The organism is Stenotrophomonas lacuserhaii (genome assembly GCF_039674585.1).
GTDB lineage: Bacteria > Pseudomonadota > Gammaproteobacteria > Xanthomonadales > Xanthomonadaceae > Stenotrophomonas > Stenotrophomonas pennii_A.
The window spans coordinates 1-25,729 of record NZ_JBDJNU010000018.1 but is presented as its reverse complement, the minus strand read 5'-3'; the positions used below and the strand labels follow the sequence as shown (position 1 = coordinate 25,729).

At 67.3% G+C, this 25,729-nt stretch carries 26 protein-coding genes and 1 rRNA gene; 6 read left to right on the top strand and 21 right to left on the bottom strand.

The window, feature by feature from the left end:
- Nucleotides 1–62: 62 nt before the first annotated feature.
- From ABE522_RS09090 to glyQ, 16 genes are all read right to left on the bottom strand, one after another.
- Nucleotides 63–575 (bottom strand): SycD/LcrH family type III secretion system chaperone, encoded by a 513-nt coding sequence (locus tag ABE522_RS09090; protein WP_346591424.1) that lies wholly within the window; start codon nucleotides 573–575, stop codon nucleotides 63–65.
- Between the two features lie 30 nt (nucleotides 576–605).
- Entirely contained in the window at nucleotides 606–1,688 is a 1,083-nt protein-coding gene (locus tag ABE522_RS09085; RefSeq protein WP_346591423.1) for an EscU/YscU/HrcU family type III secretion system export apparatus switch protein, read from the bottom strand.
- Entirely contained in the window at nucleotides 1,685–2,473 is a 789-nt protein-coding gene (gene sctT, locus ABE522_RS09080; RefSeq protein ID WP_346591422.1) for a type III secretion system export apparatus subunit SctT, read from the bottom strand. The genes ABE522_RS09085 and sctT overlap by 4 nt, the downstream gene beginning before the upstream one ends.
- 11 nt (nucleotides 2,474–2,484) lie before the next feature.
- Nucleotides 2,485–2,742 (bottom strand): type III secretion system export apparatus subunit SctS, encoded by a 258-nt coding sequence (gene sctS, locus ABE522_RS09075; RefSeq protein WP_346591421.1) that lies wholly within the window; start codon nucleotides 2,740–2,742, stop codon nucleotides 2,485–2,487.
- A gap of 43 nt (nucleotides 2,743–2,785) precedes the next feature.
- Complete coding sequence (locus ABE522_RS09070) at nucleotides 2,786–3,460, bottom strand: EscR/YscR/HrcR family type III secretion system export apparatus protein (protein ID WP_346591420.1); 675 nt, start codon at nucleotides 3,458–3,460, stop codon at nucleotides 2,786–2,788.
- The gene (gene sctQ / locus ABE522_RS09065) at nucleotides 3,457–4,389 is read right to left on the bottom strand and encodes a type III secretion system cytoplasmic ring protein SctQ (RefSeq protein ID WP_346591419.1); all 933 of its coding nucleotides are present in this window, start codon (nucleotides 4,387–4,389) and stop codon (nucleotides 3,457–3,459) included. Before sctQ ends, ABE522_RS09070 begins: the two co-directional genes overlap by 4 nt.
- Nucleotides 4,386–5,558 (bottom strand): hypothetical protein, encoded by a 1,173-nt coding sequence (locus tag ABE522_RS09060; RefSeq protein ID WP_346591418.1) that lies wholly within the window; start codon nucleotides 5,556–5,558, stop codon nucleotides 4,386–4,388. The genes sctQ and ABE522_RS09060 overlap by 4 nt, the downstream gene beginning before the upstream one ends.
- Complete coding sequence (locus ABE522_RS09055; protein ID WP_346591417.1) at nucleotides 5,534–6,001, bottom strand: hypothetical protein; 468 nt, start codon at nucleotides 5,999–6,001, stop codon at nucleotides 5,534–5,536. Before ABE522_RS09055 ends, ABE522_RS09060 begins: the two co-directional genes overlap by 25 nt.
- Nucleotides 5,985–7,277, bottom strand: coding sequence for a FliI/YscN family ATPase (locus ABE522_RS09050; protein WP_346591416.1), 1,293 nt, complete (start codon nucleotides 7,275–7,277; stop codon nucleotides 5,985–5,987). Before ABE522_RS09050 ends, ABE522_RS09055 begins: the two co-directional genes overlap by 17 nt.
- Entirely contained in the window at nucleotides 7,274–7,657 is a 384-nt protein-coding gene (locus ABE522_RS09045; RefSeq protein WP_346591415.1) for an InvB/SpaK family type III secretion system chaperone, read from the bottom strand. Before ABE522_RS09045 ends, ABE522_RS09050 begins: the two co-directional genes overlap by 4 nt.
- Entirely contained in the window at nucleotides 7,654–9,738 is a 2,085-nt protein-coding gene (locus ABE522_RS09040) for an EscV/YscV/HrcV family type III secretion system export apparatus protein (protein WP_346591414.1), read from the bottom strand. The genes ABE522_RS09045 and ABE522_RS09040 overlap by 4 nt, the downstream gene beginning before the upstream one ends.
- Nucleotides 9,738–10,871, bottom strand: coding sequence for a type III secretion system gatekeeper subunit SctW (sctW, locus tag ABE522_RS09035; protein WP_346591413.1), 1,134 nt, complete (start codon nucleotides 10,869–10,871; stop codon nucleotides 9,738–9,740). Before sctW ends, ABE522_RS09040 begins: the two co-directional genes overlap by 1 nt.
- Complete coding sequence (gene sctC / locus ABE522_RS09030) at nucleotides 10,858–12,576, bottom strand: type III secretion system outer membrane ring subunit SctC (protein WP_346591412.1); 1,719 nt, start codon at nucleotides 12,574–12,576, stop codon at nucleotides 10,858–10,860. The genes sctW and sctC overlap by 14 nt, the downstream gene beginning before the upstream one ends.
- Nucleotides 12,573–13,334 carry a helix-turn-helix domain-containing protein gene (locus ABE522_RS09025; RefSeq protein ID WP_346591411.1) on the bottom strand — a complete coding sequence of 254 codons (762 nt, stop codon included), beginning with the start codon at nucleotides 13,332–13,334 and terminating at the stop codon, nucleotides 12,573–12,575. The genes sctC and ABE522_RS09025 overlap by 4 nt, the downstream gene beginning before the upstream one ends.
- Before the next feature lie 110 nt (nucleotides 13,335–13,444).
- Nucleotides 13,445–15,514, bottom strand: coding sequence for a glycine--tRNA ligase subunit beta (glyS, locus tag ABE522_RS09020; RefSeq protein WP_346591410.1), 2,070 nt, complete (start codon nucleotides 15,512–15,514; stop codon nucleotides 13,445–13,447).
- Nucleotides 15,515–15,583: 69 nt separating this feature from the next.
- The gene (glyQ, locus tag ABE522_RS09015) at nucleotides 15,584–16,498 is read right to left on the bottom strand and encodes a glycine--tRNA ligase subunit alpha (RefSeq protein WP_346591409.1); all 915 of its coding nucleotides are present in this window, start codon (nucleotides 16,496–16,498) and stop codon (nucleotides 15,584–15,586) included.
- A gap of 129 nt (nucleotides 16,499–16,627) precedes the next feature.
- Between glyQ and ABE522_RS09010 the strand changes: the two genes are divergently transcribed.
- From ABE522_RS09010 to ABE522_RS09000, 3 genes are read left to right on the top strand one after another with little or no spacing between them, the layout of a single operon-like run.
- The gene (locus ABE522_RS09010) at nucleotides 16,628–18,457 is read left to right on the top strand and encodes a GspE/PulE family protein (protein WP_346591408.1); all 1,830 of its coding nucleotides are present in this window, start codon (nucleotides 16,628–16,630) and stop codon (nucleotides 18,455–18,457) included.
- Entirely contained in the window at nucleotides 18,429–19,175 is a 747-nt protein-coding gene (locus tag ABE522_RS09005) for a glutamine amidotransferase (RefSeq protein ID WP_346591407.1), read from the top strand. Before ABE522_RS09010 ends, ABE522_RS09005 begins: the two co-directional genes overlap by 29 nt.
- Nucleotides 19,176–19,226: 51 nt before the next feature.
- Nucleotides 19,227–20,126, top strand: a complete 900-nt coding sequence (locus tag ABE522_RS09000; RefSeq protein WP_182656394.1) for a BPSS1780 family membrane protein — start codon at nucleotides 19,227–19,229, stop codon at nucleotides 20,124–20,126.
- A 48-nt stretch (nucleotides 20,127–20,174) separates the two neighbouring features.
- On the opposite strand, the gene tatC is transcribed toward ABE522_RS09000, so the two are convergent.
- The 4 genes from tatC to ABE522_RS08980 form a co-directional block, all read right to left on the bottom strand.
- On the bottom strand, nucleotides 20,175–20,921 hold the full coding sequence (gene tatC, locus ABE522_RS08995; RefSeq protein WP_346591406.1) for a twin-arginine translocase subunit TatC: 747 nt from the start codon (nucleotides 20,919–20,921) through the stop codon (nucleotides 20,175–20,177).
- Entirely contained in the window at nucleotides 20,918–21,403 is a 486-nt protein-coding gene (gene tatB, locus ABE522_RS08990; RefSeq protein WP_346591405.1) for a Sec-independent protein translocase protein TatB, read from the bottom strand. Before tatB ends, tatC begins: the two co-directional genes overlap by 4 nt.
- 15 nt (nucleotides 21,404–21,418) lie before the next feature.
- A complete protein-coding gene (gene tatA / locus ABE522_RS08985; protein ID WP_346591404.1) occupies nucleotides 21,419–21,649 on the bottom strand; it encodes a Sec-independent protein translocase subunit TatA in 231 nt (76 codons plus the stop codon).
- A gap of 79 nt (nucleotides 21,650–21,728) precedes the next feature.
- On the bottom strand, nucleotides 21,729–22,616 hold the full coding sequence (locus ABE522_RS08980) for a lipid-binding SYLF domain-containing protein (RefSeq protein ID WP_346591403.1): 888 nt from the start codon (nucleotides 22,614–22,616) through the stop codon (nucleotides 21,729–21,731).
- Between the two features lie 162 nt (nucleotides 22,617–22,778).
- Between ABE522_RS08980 and hemH the strand changes: the two genes are divergently transcribed.
- The 3 genes from hemH to ABE522_RS08965 all read left to right on the top strand — a co-directional run bounded on the left by hemH (nucleotide 22,779) and on the right by ABE522_RS08965 (nucleotide 25,609).
- Nucleotides 22,779–23,741 (top strand): ferrochelatase, encoded by a 963-nt coding sequence (gene hemH / locus ABE522_RS08975; RefSeq protein WP_346591402.1) that lies wholly within the window; start codon nucleotides 22,779–22,781, stop codon nucleotides 23,739–23,741.
- Complete coding sequence (locus ABE522_RS08970; RefSeq protein WP_346591401.1) at nucleotides 23,738–24,577, top strand: alpha/beta fold hydrolase; 840 nt, start codon at nucleotides 23,738–23,740, stop codon at nucleotides 24,575–24,577. The genes hemH and ABE522_RS08970 overlap by 4 nt, the downstream gene beginning before the upstream one ends.
- A gap of 573 nt (nucleotides 24,578–25,150) precedes the next feature.
- Nucleotides 25,151–25,609, top strand: a complete 459-nt coding sequence (locus ABE522_RS08965) for a hypothetical protein (RefSeq protein ID WP_346591400.1) — start codon at nucleotides 25,151–25,153, stop codon at nucleotides 25,607–25,609.
- 22 nt (nucleotides 25,610–25,631) lie between these two features.
- Here ABE522_RS08965 and rrf read toward each other — a convergent pair.
- A 5S ribosomal RNA gene (rrf, locus tag ABE522_RS08960) occupies nucleotides 25,632–25,729 on the bottom strand; the annotation flags it as partial.

The following is a 25,729-nucleotide window of genomic DNA, read 5'->3' as shown; positions in this document are numbered from 1 at the left end:
CAATTTCCGCCCCTGTGCGCGCGCCCCCGGCGCTTGGCAGCCCAAGGCCTGACAGGCATCGCTCAGGCTTCGGTGTCAGTGGGCGGCGGGGTTTCTTCCAGGAGCACCAGATAGGCCTGCGAACGCGTACCCAGATCGTTGCCACCGGCCCGGCCCGCCACGGCTTCGAAGCAGTCCCGCGCCTTGCCGAGCCGCCCCAGCGCGAGATGGCATTGGCCGACGTGGAACATCGGACGGTCATCGGTCAGGTTCAGCGCCTGTGCCACCGCGTACATGCCGATGGCCTTCTCGTACTCACGCTTGAGGTGCAGCACCGCCCCCATGCCAAGGGCGTAGTCAGCGTTGTAGAAGTCGTACAGGCACAGGAAGCGGAAGAAGGCTTCGGCTTCGTCCAGCTGCCCGTTCTCGTAGTAGCGATGCGCGATGGCATACACCCCTTCCAGGGTGTCGCGGCTCACGCCCTTGAGGTCGGCAACCGTGGCACCCTCGCGCAATCCCTCCAGGATCAGCCGGGTGATGTCTTCTTCTTCGGCAGGTGAAGCGGGGGAGCGGGTCGGATCGTTGTCAATGCTCATGCAGTGCTCCAGTGATGGGACAGGGATGGTTCAATCGGGCGGATCGGACGGCCCGGCGTCGGTGTCTCCGCCGGGCTTGCCGGCGCGCTCCACGTCGCGCAGCCAGCGGACGATCTGCATCACCGGATCCACGCTGCGGTCGGGCACGAAGCGATAGCGGGGGGTACTGGCGTAGATGGCGCGTGCCAGCTTGATGTCGCGTACCACCGGCACCCCGGTGGCCTCGGCCAGCGCGATCACCTTGCGGGCCCGGGCGCCGCGCTCGCGCACCGAAACGAAGGGCATGGGCGTGTCGTCGTCCATCAGGAAAATACCGATGGCGATATGGGTGGGATTGGCCAGCACCACGGTGGAACCGCGGGTGTCGGCCTGTACCTGCGCCGACAGCTCTTCGTTGACCTGCTGCCGGCGCTGCTTGATCTCCGGTTTGACTTCGTTGTCCTTCCGCTCGCGTTTGACCTCGTGCTTCTCCATCTTCATTTCCCGGATGAAGAGGAAATGGTCCAGCCAGCCTGCGAGCAGGTACACCGGGGCCATCGCCAGCAGCAGACCCAGGCCGAACACCAGCGCCACGTGCCGCCAGACGCCGGCGAGCTGCGCATCGCTGGCCTGCACCTGGCCGAACAGATCGGTGCCCCAGATGCCCAGCGCCAGCCAGGCGAACACTCCGCAGCACAGCATGTACAGCACGGTGCGCAGCAGGTCCTTCAGCACGCGGGCGGAAAACAGGTTCTTGAAGCCGTTGACGGGGTTGAGCTTGTTCAGGTCAAAGCGGATCGCTTCGGTGGCGATGCGTCCCTTGCTCATGCCCAGCGAACACGCCACCACGCCCAGCACGGCGGCCAACAGCACCGGTGCCAGCGCCAACAGCAACCCCTGCAACGCGGCCAGCGTCGCGGCGGTAGGGGTGATGGAGAACCCCCCCCGCACGATGTCCACGTACAGCTGCGCCAACGGCGACAACGAGCTGAACAGCGCGATCGCCGGCAGTCCCAGCCACAGCACCGTGGCGGCCACCAGGTCACGGCTGTTGAACGACTTGCCCTTCCTGCCCTCTTTCTCCAGTCGCTGCGCGGTCGGCTTCTCGGTTTTTTCGCTGGCACCCGAACTCATCCCGGTGCCCCGGGCAGCAGGCCGCGCAGCGCCGGATACTGCCGCCACAAGGCGGGTACCTGGTCCGTCATGGACAGCATGAAATAGAGCAGCATCGCGGCGAAGGCGAGCATGGACTTGACCGCCAGCGATACCGAAAATGCGTTGAGCTGCTGGGCGAAGCGGGAGATCACGCCCAGCAGGATTTCCACCAGCAGCAAGAGCAGCAGTACGGGCGCGGCCATGCGCATCGCCGCCGACAGCACGATATCCACGAACGCGTGGAGGCTGGCCAGCTCCGGCAGGAAGCTGCCTCCCATCGGCACCAGCACATAGCTGCCGTGGATCGCCTCCAGCAACGGCACCAGTCCGCCCGCCACCAGGAACACCACCGCGCTCATCATCTGCAGCAGGTTGGCCATCTCGGTGGCCTCCACCCCGGTGAGCGGGTCGAGCATCGCGCCGACGCCAGCGCCGCGCTGGGTGTCGATCACCGAACCGATGGCATGGAACACGTGGTAAGGCAGCGCAAGCAACAGCCCCAGCACGCTGCCAGCCATGGCTTCACGCAGTGCGGCCAGCGCCAGCGACGGCATGTCCGCCGGGCGCTGCAGCGCTTCGGTCACCGGCCAGACACCGATCAGCACCGCCATGGCCAGCACCGTCCTGACCATGCGCGACGGAACCGCGCCACTGGACAGGTACGGCAACCACGCAAAGCACGCCAACAGCCGGGCCAACCCGAGCGTGGCAGGCACGGCGTACTCGCCGAGCGCCTGCAGCAACGCACCATCCAGCGGGGTCATGCCGATCTGCATCAAACCCCCAGCGCGCGGCCGAACACCAGGCTGCCGAAGTCGATCAGCGTGCGTGCCATCCAACCCAGCATCACCAGCACCGTCACCACCACGGCCAGCATCTTGGCGCCGAACGGGAGGGTCTGCTCCTGCAGCTGGGTAACGGTCTGGAACAGGCCGATGAGCAGGCCCACCACGGTCGCCACCATCACCGGGCCCGCCGACAGCATCAGCACCAGCATCAGCGTCTTGTTGCCGATGGCCATCAATTCGTTCATGGCCGTGCACCCTGGCCGCGGCCCGCCGATGGACGCCCCCGGATCATGCCGGCACATCCAGGTATTGCAGCACCAGTCCCTGCGACAGCAGGCTCCAGCCATCCAGTACCACGAACAGGATCAGTTTGATCGGCGCGGAGATGGTGACCGGACTCATCATCATCATGCCCAGCGCAAGCAGGATGCTGGACACCACCAGATCCACCACGACGAAGGGCAGGTACAGGTAGAAGCCCATCAGGAACGCGTCTTTCAGCTCGCTCAGCGCGTAGGCCGGCAACAGCGCGAACAGCGAGCGCTCCTCGGCGGCGAGGTCGGCCGGCGGAACGTCCGCGCCGTCGGTGACCTGCGCGCGCTCGAAGAAGCGCAGCAGTTCCGGGTCGGCATGCCGGGCGAGGTAGGCACGGTATTCGCCCAGGCTGCCGTCAAGGAAATCCGCGGTTTCCTGCACCGTGGTCAGCGGCTGGCCGAGCTCCTGGTACGCCGTCTGCACGGAGTTGACGATCGGATGCATGACATAGAAGGCAAGGATCAGCGACAGCGCATTGATGACCATGTTGGACGGCACCTGCTGCAGGCCCAGTGCGTTGCGGATCAGGGTGAACACCACGCTGAACTTGATGTAGCAGGTACCCACCGCCACCAGGAAGGGCAGCATCGCGGCCGCTGCAAGCATTGCGATCAACGACACATCGTTGTTGATGTGCACGACGCTCATGTCAGCCTCGGGACCTGCGCAAGCTTCACGCCCAGGCGGTCGCCCACCTGCACCAGCTCACCGGTCACCAGCGGGCGACCGTTGTGCAGAAGCTGGACACGCTCGATGGCCTGCTCAGGCAGGGTCACCACACTGCCTTCCTGCAGCCCGGCCAGCTCGCCCAGCGACAGCTCGAGGCGGCACAGCAGCACCTGCAGTTCCAGTGGCAGATCCTGCAGGTCGGCCACGTCCAGCATGGGATCGTCTGACTGCAGCGGGGACCCGGGCGTAGCAAGGCCGGCATGGGGAGGGGAATGGACAGTCGTCACGAGCAGGGAATCCGTCTGGAGGTGGAAATCGAACAGCGGGCGGCGGCCTCGCCACGCACGCGCTGCAGGGTCGGAGAGCAGAACGATGTCGCCGCCACGCAGGCGCCGCAGCTGCCGCAGCGTCACGGCGGTCGCGCCCAGTTGCAGGCGGAGGGGTAACGCCAGCGCGGCGGGTAACCGCGGCGCCTGGGTCGGCCGCGGCAGCGGTGCAGTCCAGGATTCGATCCACACCGCGCCTTCCGCTGCAGGCACGGTCGGCAAGGCACGGACTTCGGGCGCTGCGGTAGACGCCGGCAGCCCATGCGCGCGGTCGTAGCGAAGGGCGCCATGCGCGAACTGCAGCGGGTGCTGCACGCCGGTCAGGCCGGCCAGTGCCAGCGGATCCATCGCGGTCCAGTCCAGTCCGACAAGGCCCGGCAGGTGCACGGCCGCCCAGGCGTTTGCATCGACGTGGCAGACCATCGCCCCTCTGGCCGATACCAGCTGGAAGCGCAGGCAGGGCGAGGACGGCAGCGGGCTGATGTGCGCATCCGCGCCGCAACCGCACAACGCCTGCTGCAGCTGCTGCATGCGCAGCGTCTGCGGGTCGATCCGGGCCAGCAGCGCAAGCGGCCGGCTCATTCTTCGTCTTCCGGCACGTAATCGGCCTGGCGGCGTCCGGACGTGCCATCGTCCGCGCTGTCTGCGGCAGTGAGCTGCAGGCTGCCCGGCGCCAATGGGTCGCTGGCGGCCAATGCGCTGCCGATGGCGCGCTGCGCGGACTCACTGCTGCTGCGCAGGGTCATCGGTGGCAGTTGGCCAGGCACTGCGGCGGGGATCCAGCTGGCGGTGACCTGGTGGCCCGGCCCCCAGCTGCTGAACGGCACGCTGACCGTCGCCATGCGCTGCGCCGGGGCGGCTGCCGGCAGCTCGGCCCGTGCAGGATCGGGCTGCGCCGCCGCCGGGCCGTTGCCCTGCCGGCGGACCGGGCCGGTGTGGACCTGGGCGGTCGCGGGCCCTGCAGCGTGCAACAGCGGCATCGGCTGTTCGGGCGCAGTCCGCGGCTTTTCAGGTTGCAGTGACGTTGCGGCGGCGGCGCGGTCGGCGCGGTCGGCGATGAAGGGCGCGTCGGAGGGTGGCGGTGTTGAAGGCGTTGGCGTGGCGGGCGCCGTGCCGCTTGCCGGAAGACGGCCATCCACCAGCGCGGGAAGCACGTCCTTGATGGCAGGCGGAGACGCCGGGGACCGCAGCGGAAGCACATCCGCCGGCCCAGCGGTGTCCTCGACCAGAAGCACGTCGCGCGACGGCGACCGCGACGCCTCCGCCGTCCGCTTGCCAGCCAGGCGATGGCTGTCGGCCCTCGCGGCCGGCGGCATTGCCGATGGCCGCACTGGTCGTTCCTGCCCCGCTCCGGCTGAGTCGTCGACGCGGGACACGTCGGGTGCCGGCATCGCCGGCAATCGCACCGAAAGGTCGTGCCGACCCGATGCGAGGCCACCGGCGCCTGCTGCTGCATCGGCAACGCGCGTGGCCGCATCCAGCGGAAGTCCCTTGCCATGGCGCACCAGTTGCGGTGCGGCGTCGACCCTGCCGACCACGGCGAACGGATTGCCGTCCGGCGTGGGAAGGTCGTCCCGCAGGTCATGCGGGGTGCCGGTGCCCTCCGGCTGCCGCGCCCTTCGTTCGGCGGACGCCCCGGCCAGCGGGTCGGTGTCCTGTTGCGCACGGCGCGACAACGGCACCAGCGCTGCGACCGCGGTGGGGTGATCGTGGGAGCGCGCCGGGCTCAGCGCGGGGATCGGCGACGACATGTGAGCTCATCCAGTTGTAGGGTGTAAAGGCGAAGCTCGCGACGCCGGCTGGCCTCGCGATGCTGGCGGTGGTGCCAGTGCTCGAGCTTCTTCTGCTTGCGGAACTGCAACGCGGCGCGCTGGCGTTGCTGCACCTCTGCGGCTTCGCACTGCGCGGCGTCGGCCTCCAGGTCGCCGGCGGCGTGTCCGGTTTCCAGCGCATGCGCGCGCGCGACCGCGAGGATGCGCAGGCGATCGAACAGCAGGCTGCGGCTCAGGCCGGTTTCCGGTTGCAGCACGGCGCGGTCCAGGGTCTCGCTGGCCGACGCACGAAGCCCTGCCGCTTCTTCGCGCCGTGCGGCGGCGGCCTGCTGCTGCGACTGCGCAGACAGCAGTGACAACTGCCGTTGCGCCTGCTTCAATCTGACCAGTTGCCGTCCACGCAGCTCAGCGGGCGAGTTCATGCAGCGCCTCCAGCGTGCGCGGCAAGGCGCTCCGCTCCTGCTGTCCCTGGCGCAGGAACGCCATCAATGCAGCTTCGCTGGCCACCGCCTTGTCGTAGACCGCGCTGACCCCCGGGGTGTACTCGCCCAGGTCGCGCATCAGCTGCAGGTCCTCCAGGGTGCCCAGCAGCCCGCGTATCCGGGCGGCGGCCTGCTGCTGCGCCGGCGCTGCCAGGCTGGCGAACAGCCGGCTTCCGCTGCGCAGCACGTCCAGCGCCGGCAGGTGCCCGCGACCGGCCAGGCGGCTGCTCAGGTAAAGGTGGCCGTCCAGCAGGGACTTCACTTCTTCGCCGATCGGATCGGCATCCTGTTCGTCTTCCAGCAACACGGTGTAGAAGGCGGTGATGCAGCCCGTTTCCGTGCGCCCACTGCGTTCCAGCAGGCGCGGCAAGGCCTCGAATACCGATGCCGGAAAACCGCGCCGCGCGGGGGGCTCGCCCGCGCCGAGTGCCAGTTCGCGCAGCGCGCGCGCGTAGCGGGTCACCGAGTCCATCACCAGCAGGACCCGCAGGCCCTGGTCGCGGAAATGTTCGGCGATGGTGGTGGCGATCAACGGCGCCTGGCTGCGCAGCGCTGGCGCGGTATCCGAGGTGGCCTGGACGATCACCGTCCGTGCCGCCCGGGGCGAGTGCCGAAGCCGCTCGACCAGCGCGGCCACTTCACGACCACGCTCGCCGACCAGCGCAACGACGCTGACATCCGCGTCGGCGTTCTCCAGCAGCATTTCGGCCAGCGTGGTCTTGCCCGCGCCGGCGCCCGCGAAGATACCCACCCGCTGCCCTTCGCCGCAGGTGAGCAGGCTGTCCACGGCGCGGATGCCGGTGCACAGCGGGGTGTCGATCGGCCGCCGGCGCCGGTAGTCCACCCCACGCGCATCGATGCGCCGCGTCACCGCCTGCGAGACAACAGCTGCGGACAGCCGCTCGACCTCCACCCCCTGGCCATCCAGCACACTGCCCAGCAGCGCGTCGGAGGCGGTGATCGTCGGTCCGTGTCCGGTCGGGATCACCAGGCACTGTGATGACAGGCCCGCGCTGTCGCGCAGCAGGCCGATCGATGCCATGCCGTGATCCAGGGCCACGACGGTTCCCGAGCCGGCAGGCGCATCGTCGTGGGCCGCCGTCTGCAGCCGACACACGTCGCCGATCGCCACCTGTGGCAATGGCGCGCGCAGCATCGATCCGATGATCGCGGTGGGGTGCGCGGCAGGTCGCCAGAGGGACCGCAGCCGGGTCATCGAAGGGCCTGCAACCGCGCAAGGCACTGGTGGAAGTCCTGCAGCGCTTCGGCAAGCCGGGTCGGCTGCTGCACATGGTCCGGGTGCAGCAGTCCGCCGACCCTGCCGTCTTCGCGCAGGACCATCGCGCCAGCATCCCAATGGGCCACCGGACGCATGACTTCCGCGAGCAACGGCTCGGCCAGCACGCCGCTCGCGCGCGCGCCGACTTCGTCAATCGCCCCCCACATCCAGACCTGCTCGCCGTCGCGCGGGTCGAGATAAATATCGCCCACATCGTCGAAAGACATGACGATGGTGGAATGGTCATCGAACTGATAATCGCCGGAGTTGGCGCCCAGTTGATCGAGTGCCTCGCAGAGGGTTTCTTTCAGCGTCATAGTGATCTCACGACATCAAGGGATACGGCATCGGAAACTTCCGAGAAGGAGAGCACTGCGAGCCCCGGCAGTCGGGTTTCGACGAAGCGCTTGACGAAGCGGCGCACATCCGGAGCGACCAGCAGCACGGCCTCTGGTCGACTTGCCAGCAGCGGCTCGAAGACGATCACGATGCGATCCAGCAACTGCTCGGATTGAGCGGGATCCAGATTGAGGAACGCCGCACCCTGGCTCTGGCGTATGCCGGAACGCACCAGCTGTTCGGTATCCGGCGCCAGCAGCACGGCTGCTATACGGTCATTGCGGGCATGCTGGGAAGAGATGTAGCGCGCCAGCCCGCCGCGCACGTGTTCCACCAGCAGGATCACGTCCTTTTCGCGCTGGCCCCACTGCGCCAGCGTTTCAAGGATGATCTTCATGTTGCGGATGGAAACACCCTCGCGTTGCAGGCGCTGCAGCACCTCCGATACGCGCTGCACCGGGATGTGCCGATGTACTTCTTTCAGCAGCTCCGGGAAGCGTTTCTCGGTGTCGTCGAGCAGATGCTTGGTCTCCTGGATGCCGAACAGCTCGCCGATGTTGCGCATCAGCGCCTCGTGCACCAGCTGCTGCAGCTCCTGCTGGTCGCTGCGGGTGCCCATGCCCATTGCATGCAGCTGGTCCCGCATGGCGGCGGGCATCCAGTACCGCGGCGGTGCCTCGTTGATGCCGGGCAGCTCGATGGCGCTGTCCAGCATGGCCAGTTCATCGCTGTCGGCCAGCACGCGTACGTGGTCCAGTACGATATCGGCGCTTGCAGCGGTGATTTCATTGATCATCACCACCACGCGATGGCTGCCGTCGTCATGCTCACGCATCAGCATGTAGGGCAGCTGCATGCCCACGCGCAGGTGCAGGTCTTCGCGCAGTTGGCGCTCCAGTCCTGCGCTGCGCCACTTCGCGTGGTGGGCGGGCGGCAGCAGCAGCAGCAGCGGAACCGTCTCGTTGACCTGCCTGCTTTCATTGGCCAGCTGCGCCGGAGCGCCCGGCGGCAGCGGCTTGCCATCATGGCCGATCACGCGGCCGGCGCTGTCGGTGGCAGGCTGTGACGTCGCCTCGTCCACGCGCACGCGCCAGGCTGCCAGCGCGAACAGTCCGGCCGCCAGGGCGAGGAAGATCGGCAACGGGAAGCCCGGCAGCAGGCCCAGCAGCAGCAGCAGGATGCCGGTGATGAACAGCACTTTCTGGCTGCTGAAGAGTTCCTTGATGATGCTGGAGCCCAGGTTGCCTTCTTCGCCGCCTACGCGGGTCACCACGAAGCCGGCGCTGATGCAGATCAGCAGCGCGGGAATCTGCGCCACCAGGCCATCGCCGATGGTCAGCAGGGTGAACACCCGCATCGCTTCCTGGAAGGACATGCCATGCTGCAGCATGCCCACCGCGATGCCACCGAACAGGTTGACGAAGACGATCACGATGCCCGCGATGGCGTCGCCCTTGACGAACTTCATCGCGCCGTCGTACGAGCCGTACAACTGGCTTTCCTTCTCCACCTCGCGTCGGCGCAGCTTGGCCCCGGCGGCGTCGATGGATTCGGCGCGCAGGTCGGCATCGATGCCCATCTGCTTGCCCGGCATGCCGTCCAGCGAGAAGCGCGCCACCACCTCGCCGATACGTTCGGAGCCCTTGGTGATGACGATGAACTGCACGATGGTCACGATCGCGAAGATCACGAACCCGACCACCAGGTTGTCGGCCACCACGAACTCGCCGAACGCCGACACGATATGCCCGGCATCAGCGTCCACCAGGATCAGCCGGCTGGTGCTCACCGACAGGGCAAGACGCATCAGCGTGGTGAACAGCAGCACCGAAGGGAACGTGGAGAAGTTGAGGATCCGTTCGACGTAGAACGAGCTGAGGAAGATCACGATGGCGATCAGCAGGTTGACGCCGATCAACAGGTCTACCAGGAAGGTCGGCAGCGGAACGATCAGCATGCCGATGATCACCGCCATCAACACCACCAGCGCCAGCTCCGGACGCAGCAGGGTCCGCGCCACCTGGCCGAGGTTGTGTGCGGGCTTGGTCATCGTGGCCATCAGACGGCCATCCAGTGGCGTGCGCCGGCCTGCTGGCGCTCCACTTCCATCGCCGCCGAAATCAGCGCATCCAGTTCCTGCTGGGCCTCCACCTGCTGTTCAACGGCCTGCCACAGCCCGTGCGGTACCGCCTTCAGGAACCGCCGCATGTTCTGTGCGAAGCGCACTTTGTCGGCCGCACCCAAGGCATAGGTGACCTGCAGGAATACGGAATCGAACAGCTGCCGCAGCCCACCGCCCTGCCGTACCAGCGCGAACAGGGCCGCCAGCAGGGCCGGCTGCGTGACGCCGATGCGCGGCATCATCTCTGCGTCCCAGCAGCACGCCAGCAGCAGGTGGTCGGCGGAACGGATCGTGGTGAGTTGCCGCACGCGCTGCAGCAACTGGCCGAACTCGATGCGGCTGCAGGAAGGGTCCAACGCAGACATGTCCGCGGCCATGGCATGTTCGATGAAGTCGACCACCCGGGTGCGGCGCTCGAAGCCGTACAGGGCGATCCATTCCTCGTAGCTGTCCAGCGGTTCGCCGCTGCCCAGGAACTGGCGATAGGACTGCCGCAGCTGGACCGGACTGGCGGCCAGCCGGCCGGCGTGCAGCCGCGCCTTCAGCGCGACGTTGAGCCCCGCCCGCACCGCCTGGCGCTGCGCGGGGCTGCCATCCATCAACTCCTGTTCCAGCTCGTCCAGGATATCTGCAAGTTCTTCCAGCTCGCCGCTGGAGCGCAGCGTGCGCAGTACGGCCACCGCGTCGCTGGGATCAATGAACAGCGCAGCCAACAGGCCCCGCAGGGTCACAAGGTCGACCGAGGACAGCTGCTTCAGCTGCAGCCGCAGCGCCGCCACCTTCTCCGGCCCCTTCGGGTCCAGCACATGGTCGAGCCAGGCCTGCGGGAGGTGGCTGCCTTCGTCGGCGTCACGCGCACGGTTGCGCCGCATGCTCGATACCAGCCCGGCCAGGTCATCGCTCATCGCCAGCGCCTGCTGCAGGACGCCCGGCTGGTGCAGCCCGGTGCGGCGCATGGCCGCGGTGGACGAGGCGGGCTCGTCTTCCGCGAACGCCGTGCTGATGGCAGGGGGTAGCGACCGCTGTGGCGGCAGCGCGGGACGGGCGACGCTTGCCTCAATGCTGGCCATCCATCGCCTCCCGGATGCTGTCGCTGACGTGCTGGTACTGCGCCGGCAGCGGCAGCGCCAGGTCGTCGACGCTGTCGAAGCCATCCCTTGGCGACAGTTCGCCCCGGGCACGCACCCGCGGCTGGATCAGGAACACGCGGACCGTTTCCTGATGCCGGCGGCTGCGGTGGCCGAAGATGTTGCCCAGCAACGGGATCCTTGCCAGACCGGGGATGGTGGCGCGGTCGCGGGCCTCTTCATGGCGGGTGTAGCCGCCCACCAGCAGGCTGAGCCGATGTGGCACGCGCGCCACGGTATCAATGGTGGTGCGGTTGATCACCGGCAGCCCCTCTACGTCGGCGCCACTGGAGGCGCCGTCTTCGATCTTCAGCTGCATCTCCACTTCCTCGTCGGCAGAGACGCGTGGCAGCACGCTGATCATCGTGCCGTAGGTCACCGCCTCCAGCGAGGTGGCGCGCTCGGCCTGCAGGCGCGCGTAGAACGTGCTGTTGCTGTCGAAGTGGGCGAGCACGTTTTCCTGGGTCAGCAGCACCGGCCGCGACACCACGCTGGCGTGGCCCTGTTCGGACAGGGCCGTGACCGAAGCCAGGAAGCGTTCGCCATCCAGCGTGGACGTCGCCCCGTTGAAGCCGATCCCGAGGCGGCCGCTGATGCCGACCTGCCCACTCCATTTGACACCGATCGCATCCAGCTGCTTTTTATGGACGTCGATGATCCACAGGGACAGTTCGACCTGCTTCCGCGGCAGGTCGAGTTCGGCCACCAGCTGCTTGACCTTCTGGATACCCGCCAGCGTGCCGCGCACGATCAGGCTGTTGGTCTCCGGATAGGCGACCACGATGGTGGGGGGCTGCGCCTCCGCGGACGCGGCACGCGCCGCGCTGCGGATATCCTGGCGTTCCGGTGCGTTGCCCTGGCGCGCTGCCGCGGCGGCATCAGAAGCGGGATCTTCGGCGGCGGTGTCGGACGATGGCCGGCGTACGATGATGCCGCTCACGCCCGAATCGGTCAGCACCCTGGCCAGGGTTTCGGCCATGCCGGGCAGGGTACTGTCCTGCCCGCGCATGCCATAGCGCCGTCCCTGCGCGAAGCTGTTGCGCAGGGCGATCACTTCCACGTGTTCGGCACGCGCGTCGGCGTGGCGGTAGAGCTCGTCCAGGTAGCGGGCGGCATCCAGCACGATGCCCACGTAGATCGGCGAACCGGACACGTAGAATGTGCCGTCACTGCCGGCACCGCGCAAGGCGTGACGCGCGTCGGCCAGCCGGGTGCGGCGAAGGAAGTCTTCCAGCACCGCGACCGATGCATGTTGCATGTGCCCGATGGCGCTGCGTGTCTCGCTGGCGTCGTGTATGTACAGCGTCTGCCCGTCGCTGTACCAGATCAGGCCGACATCGCGCGCTACCTGGTCCAGGACCGCGCGCGGATCGCGCAGCGGGAAGCTGCCCTGCACGCGCTTTTTCTGCGCCTTGGTGCTGACGATGACCGGCTGGCCCATCTGGGCGGCGACCGATTGCAGCAGCAGCGACACCCCGTCGCCGCGCGAGACGAAGGCCGTCTCCGCGGAGAGTTCACTGCGATGGCGGATCGCGGTGTTTTCAAGCGGTACGTCGTCATTGCGGGCCGACTGGGCGAGCGTCGGCAGCGGGAGCGAGCCGGCCGCCAGCAGCGCAAGCAGGCAGAGGGAAGAGCGTATGGATTTCACAGGGAATGAACTGATTGATAGATGGAACTGGGCGACCTGCCCAACAGCGATTTGATCTCGCTGCAGAAATGCGACGGCGACGAGAAGCCGAAGTCCGACGACAGGCGGGTGAAGGTGTGTCCGGTGTCGGCGTAGCGATGCAGCACGCGGCCTGCGCGCAGCAGCCGGAGTTGTTCTTTCAGCGAACGGCCGAAGGCGCGTCGACCGATACGCCGGAACTGCGCGACGGAGAGACCATAGCGGTCAGCGAGTTTCTGGACCCCGTGATCCGGGTTTTCCAGTACGAAGCGCACCAGCTGGTAGACCTCGCGCCGCGCCCAGCGTGCCGCGACGGCTTGGAACGCCGACGTTTCGCCCAGCAGTTCGCCCAGCAGCCAGTGCTGCGGCGCCTGTGGCTGGTCCAGCATGCTGCGGAGCGGCAGGATGGCGGCACTGCGACGGTCGCCTTCGAGCGTGCGCTGCAGGCCCTTGGCGTGGTCATGGAAGGCAAGCAGGCGCGTGGCGCTGTCCGGAAACGGCAGCACCTGGACGTTGCAGCCCTGCAGCACGAGCTGGCGTTCGCCAGTGGCCAGCAGCAGGCTGCCGCCGGGTTCGATCACCCTGCGATGAGGGCCATCGACCGAACCGCGCGGTGCGCCGAGTTCGACATACGCCGCCTCGCAGCCAGCGACCAGCAGCACGGATTCAGCGCGGGGCACCACGTGGGGAACGGGGAGAGCCTGCGCTTGCGACAGCGGGGAGAGGCGGGAGTACGACATGACGCACATGGTGTTGCGTCATGCCGCAGACGGCTATGAGCCGAATTGCGCTTTTACGTGGGGGCTGCAGGGCGGCCCCCCACGTTGGCCGGGATCCGGCTGTATCCGGGTTACAGCTGGGCCAGCGAGGCCACCGCATCGAAGCGGTCGGACAGCCGCTTCAACAGCGCCAGGCGATTACCCCGCACGGCCAGGTCGTCGGCATTGACCATGACCTGATCGAAGAATGCGTCCACCTGCGGGCGCAGGCGTGCCAGCCGTTCCAGCACGCTGACATAGTCCTTGTGCTGCAGGCTGGCACCGGTATCGTCGATGGCGGCGGCGACGGCTTCGGCCAGCGCGCGCTCGGCATCTTCCTGCAGCAGGGACGGATCGACCTGCCCCGGGATGTCGATGTCGGCCTTGCGCAGGATGTTGCCGATGCGCTTGTTCGCCGCCGCCAGTGCCGGCGCCTCCGGCAAGGCTGCAAACGTGCGGATTGCGTCAATACGCCGGTCGAAGTCATACAGCGACGCGGGCTTCAGTTCGGCCACCGCGTTGAACTGCGACGCCGGAACGCCCTTGTCGGCGTAATAGCCACGCAGGCGTTCGATGATGAAGTCGTACAGTTCAGCCACGTCGGCCTGTACGTTGCGCGCGGCGAGCGCCGTGTTGGCCTGCGCCAGCAGCGCGCGCAGGTCCAGTTCGAAGCCGCTCTCGATGACCGTACGCGCCAGGCCCAGCGCGTTGCGGCGCAGCGCGAAGGGATCCTTGTTGCCGGTCGGCTTGAGGCCTGCGGCAAAGCCACCGGCCAGGGTGTCCAGGCGCTCGGCGATCGCCAGTACCTTGCCCAGCGGCGACAGCGCTATATCGTCACCGCCGAAGCGCGGCTGGTAGGACTCATCGATGGCCAGCGCGACCTCCGGCGACTCGCCCCCGGTCAGCGCGTAATGGCGGCCGGCGATACCCTGCAGTTCGGGGAATTCATTGACCATGCGCGACTGCAGGTCGTTCTTGGCCAGCTGCGCGGCGCGCCGGGCCAGCACGGGATCGGCACCGACCTGCGGGGCGATGGCATCGGCCAGCGCGACCACGCGCGCGACCTTGTCGGCCACGCTGCCCAGCCTGGCCTGGTAGGTCACGGTCTTCAGGCCATCGCCCATCGACTCCAGCCCCTGCTTGAGGTCTTCGTCGAAGAAGAACTTGGCATCGGCGAAGCGCGGACGGATCACCCGCTCGTAGCCCTTGGCGACCTCGGCCACGTCCTTGGATTCGATGTTGGCGATGCCGATGAATTTTTCGGTCAGCTTGCCTGCGTCATCCAGCACCGGGAAGAATTTCTGGTTGATCTCCATCGTTTCGATCAACGCTTCCTGCGGCACCGCCAGGAACGCACGTTCGAAGCTGCACAGCACCGCCGACGGCCACTCCACCAGGTTGACCACCTGGCCGAGATTGTCCTCGGTGATGCGCGCACTGCCTCCCGCTTCCGCAGCGGCGGCCTGCACCTGCGCGGCGATGCGTTCGCGGCGTTCCTGCGGATCGACCAGCACGAAGGCCGAGCGCAGCGATTCGATGTAATCCAGCGGCTGGGTCAGCCACACGGTCTTGTCATGGTGGAAGCGATGGCCGCGGGTCATGCGGTCGGCCTTCAGCCCGAACAGTTCGGCGTCGACGATGTCCGGGCCGTGCAGCAGCACCAGCCAGTGCACCGGGCGGGCGAAGCCCCACGCATGGTCACCCCAGCGCATCGGCTTGGGGATCGGCATGCCGGCGATTGCCTCGCGCAGCACCTCCGGCAGCAGGTCGGCGGTGCGCGCACCCGGCTTCACCGCGCGGTGCACGAAGCGCTCGCCCTTGGCGTCACTGGTTTTTTCCAGCGCGCTCCAGTCGATCCCGGCCTTGGCCGCGAAACCCTGCAGCGCCTTGGTCGGCTGGCCGTCGGCATCCAGTGCGATGTTCAGGTACGGGCCCAGCACTTCGCTGTGCTGTTCGGGCTGTTCGGTGCCCACGCCCGGCAGCAGCACGGCGAGGCGGCGTGGCGTGGACAGCGGGCGCGCATCGGCCAGGTCCAGTTCGACGCCGCGCTTGCGCAGGCCCTCGACGATGCCGTCGAAGAACGCCTGGGACAGGCCCGGCAGCGCCTTGACCGGCAGCTCTTCGGTGCCCAGTTCGATCAGCAGGGGAGACAGGTGGCTCATCGGTTCAATCCAGTTGGGGGCGCAGCGCGCGACGCGGCCGGCGCCCGGTGGTTCGGGAAGGTGCGGGACTCAGGCCTGCGCTTTGGCGCCGGGGAAGCCCAGCTTCTCGCGCTGTTCGTAGTACGCCTGGGCAACGCCCTGGGCCAGCGCGCGCACGCGCAGGATGTAACGCTGGCGCTCGGTCACGCTGATCGCACGGCGCGCATCAAGCAGGTTGAAGGCATGGCTGGCCTTGGTCACCTGCTCGTACGCCGGCAGCGGCAGGCCCAGTTCGACCAGCTTCTTCGCTTCGCGTTCGCAGGCATCGAAACGGTGGAACATTTCGTCGACGTCGGCGTGTTCGAAGTTGTAGGTGCTCTGCTCCACTTCGTTCTGGTGGTAGACATCGCCGTAGGTCACCGGGGTGCCGTCCGGACCATAGGTCCACACCAGGTCGTAGACGTTGTCGCAGTTCTGCAGGTACATGCACAGGCGCTCGAGACCATAGGTGATCTCGCCCAGCACCGGGCGGCATTCCAGGCCACCGGCCTGCTGGAAGTAGGTGAACTGGGTCACTTCCATGCCGTTGAGCCAGACTTCCCAGCCCAGGCCCCACGCGCCCAGGGTCGGCGATTCCCAGTTGTCTTCGACGAAACGCAGGTCATGCACCAGCGGATCGATGCCCAGCGCCTTCAGCGAATCCAGGTACAGCTGCTGGATGTTGTCCGGCGCCGGCTTCATCGCCACCTGGTACTGGTAGTAGCGCTGCAGGCGGTTCGGGTTGTCGCCGTAGCGGCCATCGGTGGGACGCCGCGAAGGCTGCACGTAGGCGGCATTCCAGGTCTCCGGGCCGATCGCGCGCAGGAAGGTCGCCGGGTGGAACGTGCCGGCGCCCACTTCCAGGTCGAGCGGCTGGATCAGCACGCAGCCCTGCTGCGCCCAGAACTGGTTCAGGGTCTGGATCAGGCCCTGGAAGGTGATCGGAACGGTCGGGGTCGCGGACATGCGGTCGTTTCTTGGCCGGGCAGAGGGGTGCGCTAGTATAACGAGCGACCACCGCCGGGCGCTGGACGCGATCCAGACCACGCGGCGGCGGCGTTCAACGCACCAGGTGGCAACCAAGGACACAGGACGATGGAGCAGCACCCGATGGCGTCGTCCCCGTATCCGGCAGCGGTATTGCCGCCCGGCCGGCTGCTGTTCGAACAGGTCGCCACCGCGCTGGTAGCCGACGGACTGGTCGCCGACAGCGACCTGGAGCGCGTGCGCTTTTCCGCCCAGGGCGCGAAGAATGCCAGCGAAGTGCATCCGCTGGTGCTGCTGGCCAACCTGAAACTGGCCGCCAGTGGTGGCGGCGAACTCGGCCTGGAGCGGCTCACCGACTGGCTGGCCAAGCGCACCGGCACCCGCTACCTGCGCATCGACCCGACCCGGGTGGACGTGGCCAGCGTGACCGCGCTGGTGTCCCACGCCTATGCGCGCCGGCATCGTTTCCTGCCCCTGGCGGTGGACAGCGAGCGCGTGCTGGTGGCCACCAGCGAACCGCTGGCACAGGAATGGCGGCGCGACCTGCAGCACCTGACCCGGCGCACGATCGAACTGGCGCTGGTCAATCCGCTGGACCTGCACCGCTACACCATGGAGTTCTACGGGGTCACCCGTTCGGTGCGTGGGGCCCGCGGCGATGCCCGTTCGGAAACCAGCAGCACCCTGCCCAGTTTCGAGCAGCTGGTGGAGCTGGGCCGTGCCGGCGACGTCAATGCCGACGACCAGCACATCGTGCACATCGTCGACTGGCTGCTGCAGTACGCCTACGAACAGCGCGCCTCGGACATCCACCTGGAGCCGCGGCGCGACATGGGGCGCATGCGGTTCCGCATCGATGGCGTGCTGCACAAGGTGTTCGAAGTACCGCCGGCGGTGATGACCGCCGTGGTCAGCCGGATCAAGGTGCTCGGCCGGATGGACCTGGGCGAACGCCGACGCCCGCAGGACGGCCGGATCAAGACCCGCTCGCCGGGCGGCCGCGAAGTGGAAATGCGTATTTCCACCATGCCCACCGCGTTCGGCGAGAAGTGCGTGATGCGCATCTTCGACCCCGACGCGGCCTTCAAGAGCATCGACCAGCTGGGTTTCAGCGCGCAGGAAGCAGCCGGCTGGAACACGCTGGTCGAACAGCCACACGGCATCGTGCTGGTTACCGGTCCAACCGGCTCGGGCAAGACCACCACGCTGTATTCCACGCTGAAACGGCTGGCCACGCCCGACGTGAACGTGTGCACGGTGGAAGACCCGATCGAAATGATCGCGCCGGAGTTCAACCAGATGCAGGTGCAGACCAACATCGACCTGGATTTCGCCAGCGGCGTGCGCACCCTGCTGCGGCAGGATCCGGACATCATCATGATCGGCGAGATCCGCGACCTGGAAACCGCGCAGATGGCGGTGCAGGCTTCGCTGACCGGGCATCTGGTGTTGTCCACCCTGCACACCAACGATGCGCCCTCGGCGATCACCCGCCTGCTCGACCTGGGGGTGCCGCATTACCTGCTGGCCTCCACCCTGAACGGCATCCTGGCCCAGCGGCTGGTGCGCACCCTGTGCACGCACTGCAAGGTGCCGCACGTGCTGGACGCGGCCGACTGGGCGGTGCTGGCTGATGGCCAGATGGCATATCCAGATGCCGCCACGCCGTACCGGCCGGTCGGCTGCCTGGAGTGCCGGCGCACCGGATTCATGGGACGGATCGGGCTGTATGAGCTGCTGCCATTGGGCTCGCGGCTGCGCGGGCGGATCCGCGCGGACATGGACCTGGGCGCGTTTTCGCGTGAAGCACGCGGTGCAGGACTGCGCACCCTGCGCCAGGCAGGGCTTGAAAAGGTGGCCCTTGGGCTGACTACAATCGAGGAAGTCCTGTCAGTCGTGCCGCCTGCCGATGAACCGCCTTCCCTTCCTGATCGTTGAAACCGGCCGACCGCTCGCTTCGCTGCGGCGCTACGGCCGTTTTCCGCACTGGATCCGGGTCGCGGCCGGGCTGCAAGAACAGGAAACCGTGGTGGTCGATGCCGAACACGGCGCCCCCCTGCCGGACGTGCGCGGCTATGCCGGGGTGCTGGTGACCGGCTCGGCCGCCTATGTCACCGACCGGGCCGAGTGGAGCGAACGCAGCGCGGCCTGGTTGCGTGAGGCGGTGCACGGCGGCAGTCCGGTGTTCGGCATCTGCTACGGCCACCAGCTGCTGGCGCACGCGCTGGGCGGGCAGGTGGACTACAACCCGGCCGGTCGCGAATCGGGCACGATCGAGTTGTCGCTGGATCCCGCCGCCGACCAGGACCCCTTGTTCAGCGGCCTGCCCGCGCGCTTCCCCGCCCATGCCACGCACATGCAGACGGTGCTGCGCGCACCGGAAGGCGCCTCCGTGCTGGCGCGTTCCACGCTGGACGGCTGCCATGCCTTCCGCTGGGGTGACCGCGCCTGGGGGGTGCAGTTCCATCCGGAATTCGCCACCCACCACATGCGCGGCTACGTGCGGGCGCGTGCCCAGTGCATCCGCCAGCACGGCGGCTGCGCACGCAGCATCGAGCGTGCCATCACCGCCGCCCCGCTGGCCCGGCAACTGCTGCGCCGTTTCGTGCGGCAGGCCCGCCACGCTTCAGGTCACGGCGTCGTAAAACAGGGATAATCACCGGATGCAGGGCACGCGCCCTGCCCCTCCCCTGTTCTTCGGATTGGTATGAGCGAGATGCGCAAGCTACCGGCTTCGGCTGGTGCGGAATGGCTGGTGTCCGGGTTCACCCTGCTGCGCAAGGCGCCGCTGGGTCTGGGCATCCTTGGCATGATCTGGGCGCTGGCCGCGCTGCTGGTGACGGCATTGGCGACGATGGTGCCCGTGCTCGCGCTGCCCGCGCAGTTGGTGATGGCCTTGGCCGGCCCGCTGATCTTCGGCGGCCTGGTATGGGCCGTGCGCGAAGTCGACCACGGTCGCCCCGCGCAGCCGGCGCACCTGTTGCAGGGCCTGCACGACGGCCGTGCGCCGCACCTTCTGGTCTCGCTGCTGCCGCAGCTGGTGGCCGGCCTGGTGCTGGGCATCCTGTTGCTGCTGCTGATCGGCAGCTCTGGCCTGGGCCAGCTCAGCGAAGTGATGACCAAGCTCAACGAACTGAGCCAGTCCGGTGCACAGCCGAGCCCGGCGGAAATGGAGGCGCTGGCCGCCAGCCTGCCCGCCGGCCGCATCCTGCTGTGGCTGCTGTGCGTGCTGGTGGTGTTCATCGCGGTGGCGCTGGCGCTGTTCACGCTCTCCCCGCAGGTGATGTTCGAACAGCGCAACGGGCTGCAGGCGCTGCGCCTGAGCCTGCGCGCCTGCGTGCACAACCTGCTGCCGATGGCGGTGTTCTTCCTGCTCGCCTTCGTGGCGGTGTTCGCCGTCTACTTCCTGGTGATGATCGTGGCGATGGTGGCCCAGCTGGTGGGCGGGGCGATGCTGGCCCTGTTCGCCGCGCAGCTGTTGCTGATGGGCGTGATCATGCCGGTGTTCGCCGGCGCGGTGTACAGCGCCTGGAAGCAGATGTTCGGCGAGGCAGGTGAACCGCCGGCGCTGCCGGACAGCGGACCGTCGAACGTGTTCCACGCCTGAGGCTTTGGGTGCCGCTGCGCTCGCCGGGCGTGGCTCGGCGCTGCCGGGTCAGGGTTCGGTCTGGCGGGCGCTGGAGGGCACCAGCCACTTCGAAGCGTGGATGCCCAGTTCGTAGAGCAGGCACATCGGGATGGCCAGCATCAGCTGTGACACCACGTCAGGCGGCGTCAGTACCGCCGCCAGCACGAAGATGCCGACCACCGCATAGCCGCGTCCTTCCTTGAACTGCTGCGGCGTGACCCAACCGAGCAGCGTCAGGATGACCATCGCCACCGGCAGCTCGAAGCTGCCACCGAAGGCGAAGAAGATCGCCAGTACGAAATCCAGGTAGGCATTTGCATCCGGCGTGATCGCGATCACGTCCGGGCGGAAGGTGGTCAGGAAGTGGAAGACTGCCGGCAGCACCAGGAAATACGCGAACGCACAGCCGATGTAGAACAGCAGCACCGACGAGCCGAGGATCGGCACCGCCAACCGTTTTTCGCGTGCGTACAGACCGGGCGCGACGAAGGCCCACAGCTGGTACAACAACCACGGCATCGCCACGAACAGGGCGAGGAAGAAGGTCAGCTTCAGGGGCGCGAAAAAGGCACCGGCCGGGTTGATCGCGATCATCGACTGCCCATTGGGCAGCTGCGAGATCAGCGGCTCGGCGACGAGGGTGTAGAGGGTGCGCGAGAAGGGCAGCAGGCCCAGCAGTACAACCCCCAGGCCCAGCAGCGCGCGTACCAGCCGTGCGCGGAGTTCGACGAGATGCTCCACCAGCGAACTTTCACCGAACTCGTGCTCGCTCATGGGGTGTTCTCCTTCGCATTGGCAGGCGCAGGCGCATCGGCCGGCAGGCCAGCCGTTGCAGGTGCCTGGCTGGAACCGGGCAGCACGGCCGGTGCGGATGATGGCGGATCCAGCGCGATGGTTTCAGGCGTGGGGCGCACTTCGCCCATCGAAGCGGTAGCGCGTGGCGTGCCGCGCACTTCATCGGCGATCACCCGACCCTGGTCATCCACATCCTGCATCTGCCGGCGCGCGGCTTCGCCGCTGGCACGCAGTTCGCTCTCGGTGTCCTGCATGGACTGGCGCACGTCCTGCATCTGCCGCTTGATGTCCTCGGCCTGCAGCTCACGCTCCAGTTCCTGCTTCACCGAATCCCACTGGTTGCGCGCACGGCGCACCCACAGCCCGGCAAAGCGCGCCGCCTTCGGCAGCCGTTCCGGGCCAAGGACCACCAATGCCACGATCGCAACGACCAGCAGCTCACTGAAGCCGATATCAAACACCGCTACCCCTCCGGATCAACGCGGGTCGCGGTCGCGCTCGTCCTGCACCGTGCTGCTGCGCGAGGCATCGCTACGTGATTCGTCACCGAGCTGTGCGCCCGGCTTGTCTTCGTCACGCATGCCTTTCTTGAATTCCTTCACGGCCGAGCCGAGGTCCTTGGCGCCGCTGGTCAACCGCTTGGTGCCGAACACCAGCAGGACCACGGCCAGCACGATCAACCAGTGCCAGATGCTGAAACTGCCCATAAAGACGCTCGCAAATATTTTCAGGGATCAGGACCCCGAGCATAGCGCACCGGCAGGGGGCCGGCGCGCATGCTGGAAGTCAGTTGCCGTCCAGTGACTCGGTACGGATTTCACCTTCGGTGACCGGCTGGAAGCCCTGTTGCGGCGGCGGCGTGGCAGGTACGTTCTGCAGTGGCACGGTGGTCGCTTCGGCGGCCGGCGGCGGAGCCACCTGCGGCGCCGGGGCGGCGGAAGCGGCCCGCGGGGCAGGCGCCGGGCCACTGGAGCCACGGTTGTTGCGGGCGGCGTAGGTGGCCTCTTCAAGGCGATCCCGGAAGGCGACTACGTCCATCGACGGGGCACCTGCGGCACGCCCTTCGAAAATCATCCGCGGCGTGGTGCCGCTGCCATAGGCATCCAGGTTGGCGGCGTCGTCGATCTGCAGCACGGCACCGTCCAGGGCCACCCCGGCGAACAGCCCGCGCGCGCGCGACCACGACCAGATCTCCGCCTTCAGCTGGCCGTCCGTTGCGGCGGCCGCATTGCGACCGACCGGGCCGGCCGCCACGCCGGCGTCCGCGCCCAGGGTGAACTTGCCATTGACCAGGTTGTCCAGGCTGCGTTCGTTGCGGAACACCAGCACCACGTCGGAGGACTGCACGCCGGCCTGGAAGCCGATGCTGCCACCGGTGAGCTTCATGAATACCGGATTGGACCAGCTGCCATCGGGCATCTTCACCGACATCAGGCCATGCCCGCGGCGGCCGCCGATGACCAGCCCGGCCTTGATGGTGTCCGGAATGACGACGACGGCATGGCCTTCATCGAGCAGCTTGTCCGGGATCCCCTGCTCGGGAATTTCCTGGATTTCGGCCAGCACGCGTACCGCGTTGCGCGCACGCTGGTCTTCCTGGGGGCCGGCCAGCGCGGCCTGGCTGGACAACATCAAGCCAGCGGTGATCAACAGGGTAAGGCGAAGGCGACGCATGATGGACTCCGTATCAGTTCACGAAGAAGATATAGCAAGCAGCTGAAAGTAGGGCTGTTCAGATGAATCAGCAATGAGTTTTCCGGCTATTCATTCACTCTTTCGATCCATCTCATTGATCGATCTCATCCCGCCTTCGGACGCGATCAGCGACAATGGCGCATGCTCAACGCACCCCATTCCGCCGTGCTGGCGGTGAACCTAGGCACGCCCGAAGCGCCAACTGCCCCTGCAGTGCGGCGCTATCTGGCTGAATTTCTTTCCGATCCGCGTGTGGTGGCGATTCCGGCGTTGTTCTGGAAGCCGTTGCTGTACGGCGTCATCCTGCCGCTGCGCAGTGGGCGTTCGGCGGAAAAGTACGCGCAGGTATGGCTGCCGGGCGGCTCACCGCTGATGGTGCACACCCGTAACCTGGCCGAGGCCATGCAGCGGCTGATGCCCGACCGTCGGGTCCGCCATGCGATGCGCTACGGCGCGCCCGCGCTCGGCAGCGAGCTGGATGCGGCCAAAGCCGCAGGGATCCGTCGGATCGTGGTATTGCCGCTGTATCCGCAGTATTCGACCACCACCACCGCGTCGGTGGAGGACCTGGTGGAACGCTGGCGGCAGAACAATCGCGACGTGCAGGTCACGCTGATCCGCGACTATCCAGTGGATCCCGCCTGGGTCGAAGCGGTTGCCGCGTCGATCCGCCGCTGGTGGGAGCAGAACGGACGGGGCGAGATCCTGATGTTCTCCTTCCATGGCATCCCGCAGCGGGTCGCCGATGCAGGCGATCCCTATCCTCGGCAGTGCGAGGCGAGCGCGGCGGCGATCGCGGCGGCGCTGGGTCTATCGGCCGGGGAATGGCAGATGGGCTATCAATCCCGCTTCGGCCGCGAAAAGTGGCTGCAGCCTTACGCTGAGCCCAGCCTGTGGGCGCTGGCCGAGCGCGGCGTGAAGCAGATCGACGTGGTCTGCCCGGGGTTTGCCACCGACTGCCTGGAAACGCTTGAAGAAGTCGCGCTTGGCTTCACCCACACCTTGGCCGAGCGCGGCGCGCAGATGCGTTACATCCCCTGCCTGAATGATGATCCTGCGCACGCAGGCGCCCTGGCGCAGTTGGCGGAGGACGCGCTGAAGTGACGTTGCAGGCGTTTTCGCTGCAACGGGGCGGCCAGACCGTCAGTGGACTGCGGCGGCCAGGGACGGGGCGTCAGGTACTGGCGCTGCACGGCTGGCTGGATAACGCCGCCAGCTTCGTGCCGCTGCTTGCGCATCTGCCGGAGCTGGACATCGTCATGCTGGACCTGCCCGGACATGGCTTCAGCAGCCACCTGCCGGCAGGTGCCAGCTACACCACGCCGGCCGCCATCTGCCATGTCCTGGATGTGGCCGACGCGCTGGGCTGGGAGCACTTCACCCTGCTGGGCCACTCGATGGGCGCCGGCATTGCCAGCCTGACAGCCGCCGTATCCGACCGCGTCGAGCGATTGGTGGCAATCGAGGCATTGGGCGGTCTGCGTGGCCCCGAATCTGAAACGGCGCAGCGGCTGCGCGAGCACGTCGATGCCAGCCGCAGGACCGACAACCGGCCGCTGCGGGTCTTCCCGACACTTGCCGCCCCGATCCGCGCCAGGATGATGGCCAACCAGCTGAGCGAGCCCAATGCACGATTGCTGGTCGAGCGCGGCGTCTGCGAGGTGCCGGGCGGTTACAGCTGGCGCACCGATCAGCGGCTGATGCTGCCCACCGCGATCCGCCTGACCGAGGGCCAGATCGACGATCTGCTGCAATCCATCAGCTGCCCGGTGCAGGTGATCTACGCCACGCCGGCGCAGGCCTATTACCCCGAGCCCTTGCGTAGTGACCGGCTCAAGCACCTGCGCCATGGGCAGCTGGCGCTGTTGCCAGGCACCCACCATGTGCATATGGAACGGCCTGAAGACGTCGCTGGAATCATCCAACGGTTTTGCTGCTGAGCGGTTTTTGAAAGTGGCGTCGCCGTCGCAGCGGCTATTCATGGGGGTACCGATGCGCAGCATCGTCTTCGTGTCTCGGCTATGCCACAGCCACTCGCCACCGCGCCCCCTCGTTCGTCCATCCTGAGCATCCAGCGCGTCGCGGCGGCCCCGCGCACGGGATCGGCAACGCAGCAGCCGCAGAACCGCCGCATGCCCTACACCCAACCGATCGCATCGGCTGGACCCGTCTCGAATCCGTCCCGGGTCGTGGGCCAACGCGATCGCCTCGAACTGGTCACGCCGCCATTCCCACTGACCGGTATGGTCAACCAGACGCCGCAACCGGCCCCCGAGCCGATGGACTTCGGCGGACGGGTGCCCGACGCCGCAAGGCATTCGTCGCTAGTGACCGTATCCTGCGGCACCCGTGTGCAGGTGATAGGTGTTGCCTACAGGCCCACACCCAGTGTTACACCGTCGCCGAGTCGTCCCCGCCACACGGATACATCGCAGACCGCGACCGTCCTAGGGTTCAGTCCGGACGAAGACACGGTTCTTGCGGCAGCGTACGAGAAACTGAGGACTGAGTGGATGGCCTACAGACTCGCTTTGGTGGAGGGCGCGGTAGGACAGCACCGCGCGAGTTTCCGCTACCCGCCGGGTCAGCCTCGTCCGCAGGCGTTGGCGAGCGCGGAATCATCGATCCGCGAAGCCGCGTCGCTGCCATTGGCCGGACTTCTTGATTATGTCCCCTACGCTCAGCGGCTCGCTGCACCGGGTACGCTGGCCGCGCTGAGGGTACCGCTGCTTGAAATGCTGCGCACGCATGAGCAGGCGTTCTCCAGGGCATGGGCAGCAGAAGCGCCCAGTCCGCCAGAGGCCATGCACCAGGCCGCTGCCGCAGACAAGGCCATCCAGAACTTCCTGGAACAGCGGCCCGACATGGCGTTCAGGGAAATGGTCGCCCAGCCTACCCTGCGCGTGCTGTTCGAACACCTGCAGGGCAGCCACGTTACCGGATCGGAACAAAAGAAAAACCCCGCTGCGTGAGCAGCGGGGTTTTGGGTATAAACCCTGGCGATGACCTACTCTCGCATGGCTTGAGCCACACTACCATCGGCGCAGCTGCGTTTCACTTCCGAGTTCGGGATGGGATCGGGTGGTTCCACA

Excerpts from the sequence above, each read along its gene's own strand:
- hemH (WP_346591402.1), top strand. The coding sequence starts at position 22,779 with ATGCTCAACGCACCCCATTCCGCCGTGCTGGCGGTGAACCTAGGCACG.
- ABE522_RS09040 (WP_346591414.1), bottom strand. The coding sequence starts at position 9,738 with ATGGCCACGATGACCAAGCCCGCACACAACCTCGGCCAGGTGGCGCGG.
- ABE522_RS08965 (WP_346591400.1), top strand. The coding sequence starts at position 25,151 with ATGGCCTACAGACTCGCTTTGGTGGAGGGCGCGGTAGGACAGCACCGC.
- ABE522_RS09055 (WP_346591417.1), bottom strand. The coding sequence starts at position 6,001 with ATGAACTCGCCCGCTGAGCTGCGTGGACGGCAACTGGTCAGATTGAAG.
- ABE522_RS09085 (WP_346591423.1), bottom strand. The coding sequence starts at position 1,688 with ATGAGTTCGGGTGCCAGCGAAAAAACCGAGAAGCCGACCGCGCAGCGA.
- ABE522_RS09045 (WP_346591415.1), bottom strand. The coding sequence starts at position 7,657 with ATGACGCTGAAAGAAACCCTCTGCGAGGCACTCGATCAACTGGGCGCC.
- ABE522_RS09000 (WP_182656394.1), top strand. The coding sequence starts at position 19,227 with ATGAGCGAGATGCGCAAGCTACCGGCTTCGGCTGGTGCGGAATGGCTG.
- ABE522_RS09070 (WP_346591420.1), bottom strand. The coding sequence starts at position 3,460 with ATGAGCGTCGTGCACATCAACAACGATGTGTCGTTGATCGCAATGCTT.
- ABE522_RS09025 (WP_346591411.1), bottom strand. The coding sequence starts at position 13,334 with ATGTCGTACTCCCGCCTCTCCCCGCTGTCGCAAGCGCAGGCTCTCCCC.
- ABE522_RS08980 (WP_346591403.1), bottom strand. The coding sequence starts at position 22,616 with ATGCGTCGCCTTCGCCTTACCCTGTTGATCACCGCTGGCTTGATGTTG.
- sctT (WP_346591422.1), bottom strand. The coding sequence starts at position 2,473 with ATGACCCCGCTGGATGGTGCGTTGCTGCAGGCGCTCGGCGAGTACGCC.
- sctS (WP_346591421.1), bottom strand. The coding sequence starts at position 2,742 with ATGAACGAATTGATGGCCATCGGCAACAAGACGCTGATGCTGGTGCTG.
- ABE522_RS09050 (WP_346591416.1), bottom strand. The coding sequence starts at position 7,277 with ATGACCCGGCTGCGGTCCCTCTGGCGACCTGCCGCGCACCCCACCGCG.
- sctQ (WP_346591419.1), bottom strand. The coding sequence starts at position 4,389 with ATGAGCCGGCCGCTTGCGCTGCTGGCCCGGATCGACCCGCAGACGCTG.
- tatC (WP_346591406.1), bottom strand. The coding sequence starts at position 20,921 with ATGAGCGAGCACGAGTTCGGTGAAAGTTCGCTGGTGGAGCATCTCGTC.
- ABE522_RS09010 (WP_346591408.1), top strand. The coding sequence starts at position 16,628 with ATGGAGCAGCACCCGATGGCGTCGTCCCCGTATCCGGCAGCGGTATTG.
- ABE522_RS09090 (WP_346591424.1), bottom strand. The coding sequence starts at position 575 with ATGAGCATTGACAACGATCCGACCCGCTCCCCCGCTTCACCTGCCGAA.
- ABE522_RS09005 (WP_346591407.1), top strand. The coding sequence starts at position 18,429 with ATGAACCGCCTTCCCTTCCTGATCGTTGAAACCGGCCGACCGCTCGCT.
- ABE522_RS09060 (WP_346591418.1), bottom strand. The coding sequence starts at position 5,558 with ATGTCGTCGCCGATCCCCGCGCTGAGCCCGGCGCGCTCCCACGATCAC.
- glyS (WP_346591410.1), bottom strand. The coding sequence starts at position 15,514 with ATGAGCCACCTGTCTCCCCTGCTGATCGAACTGGGCACCGAAGAGCTG.
- glyQ (WP_346591409.1), bottom strand. The coding sequence starts at position 16,498 with ATGTCCGCGACCCCGACCGTTCCGATCACCTTCCAGGGCCTGATCCAG.
- tatA (WP_346591404.1), bottom strand. The coding sequence starts at position 21,649 with ATGGGCAGTTTCAGCATCTGGCACTGGTTGATCGTGCTGGCCGTGGTC.
- sctW (WP_346591413.1), bottom strand. The coding sequence starts at position 10,871 with ATGGCCAGCATTGAGGCAAGCGTCGCCCGTCCCGCGCTGCCGCCACAG.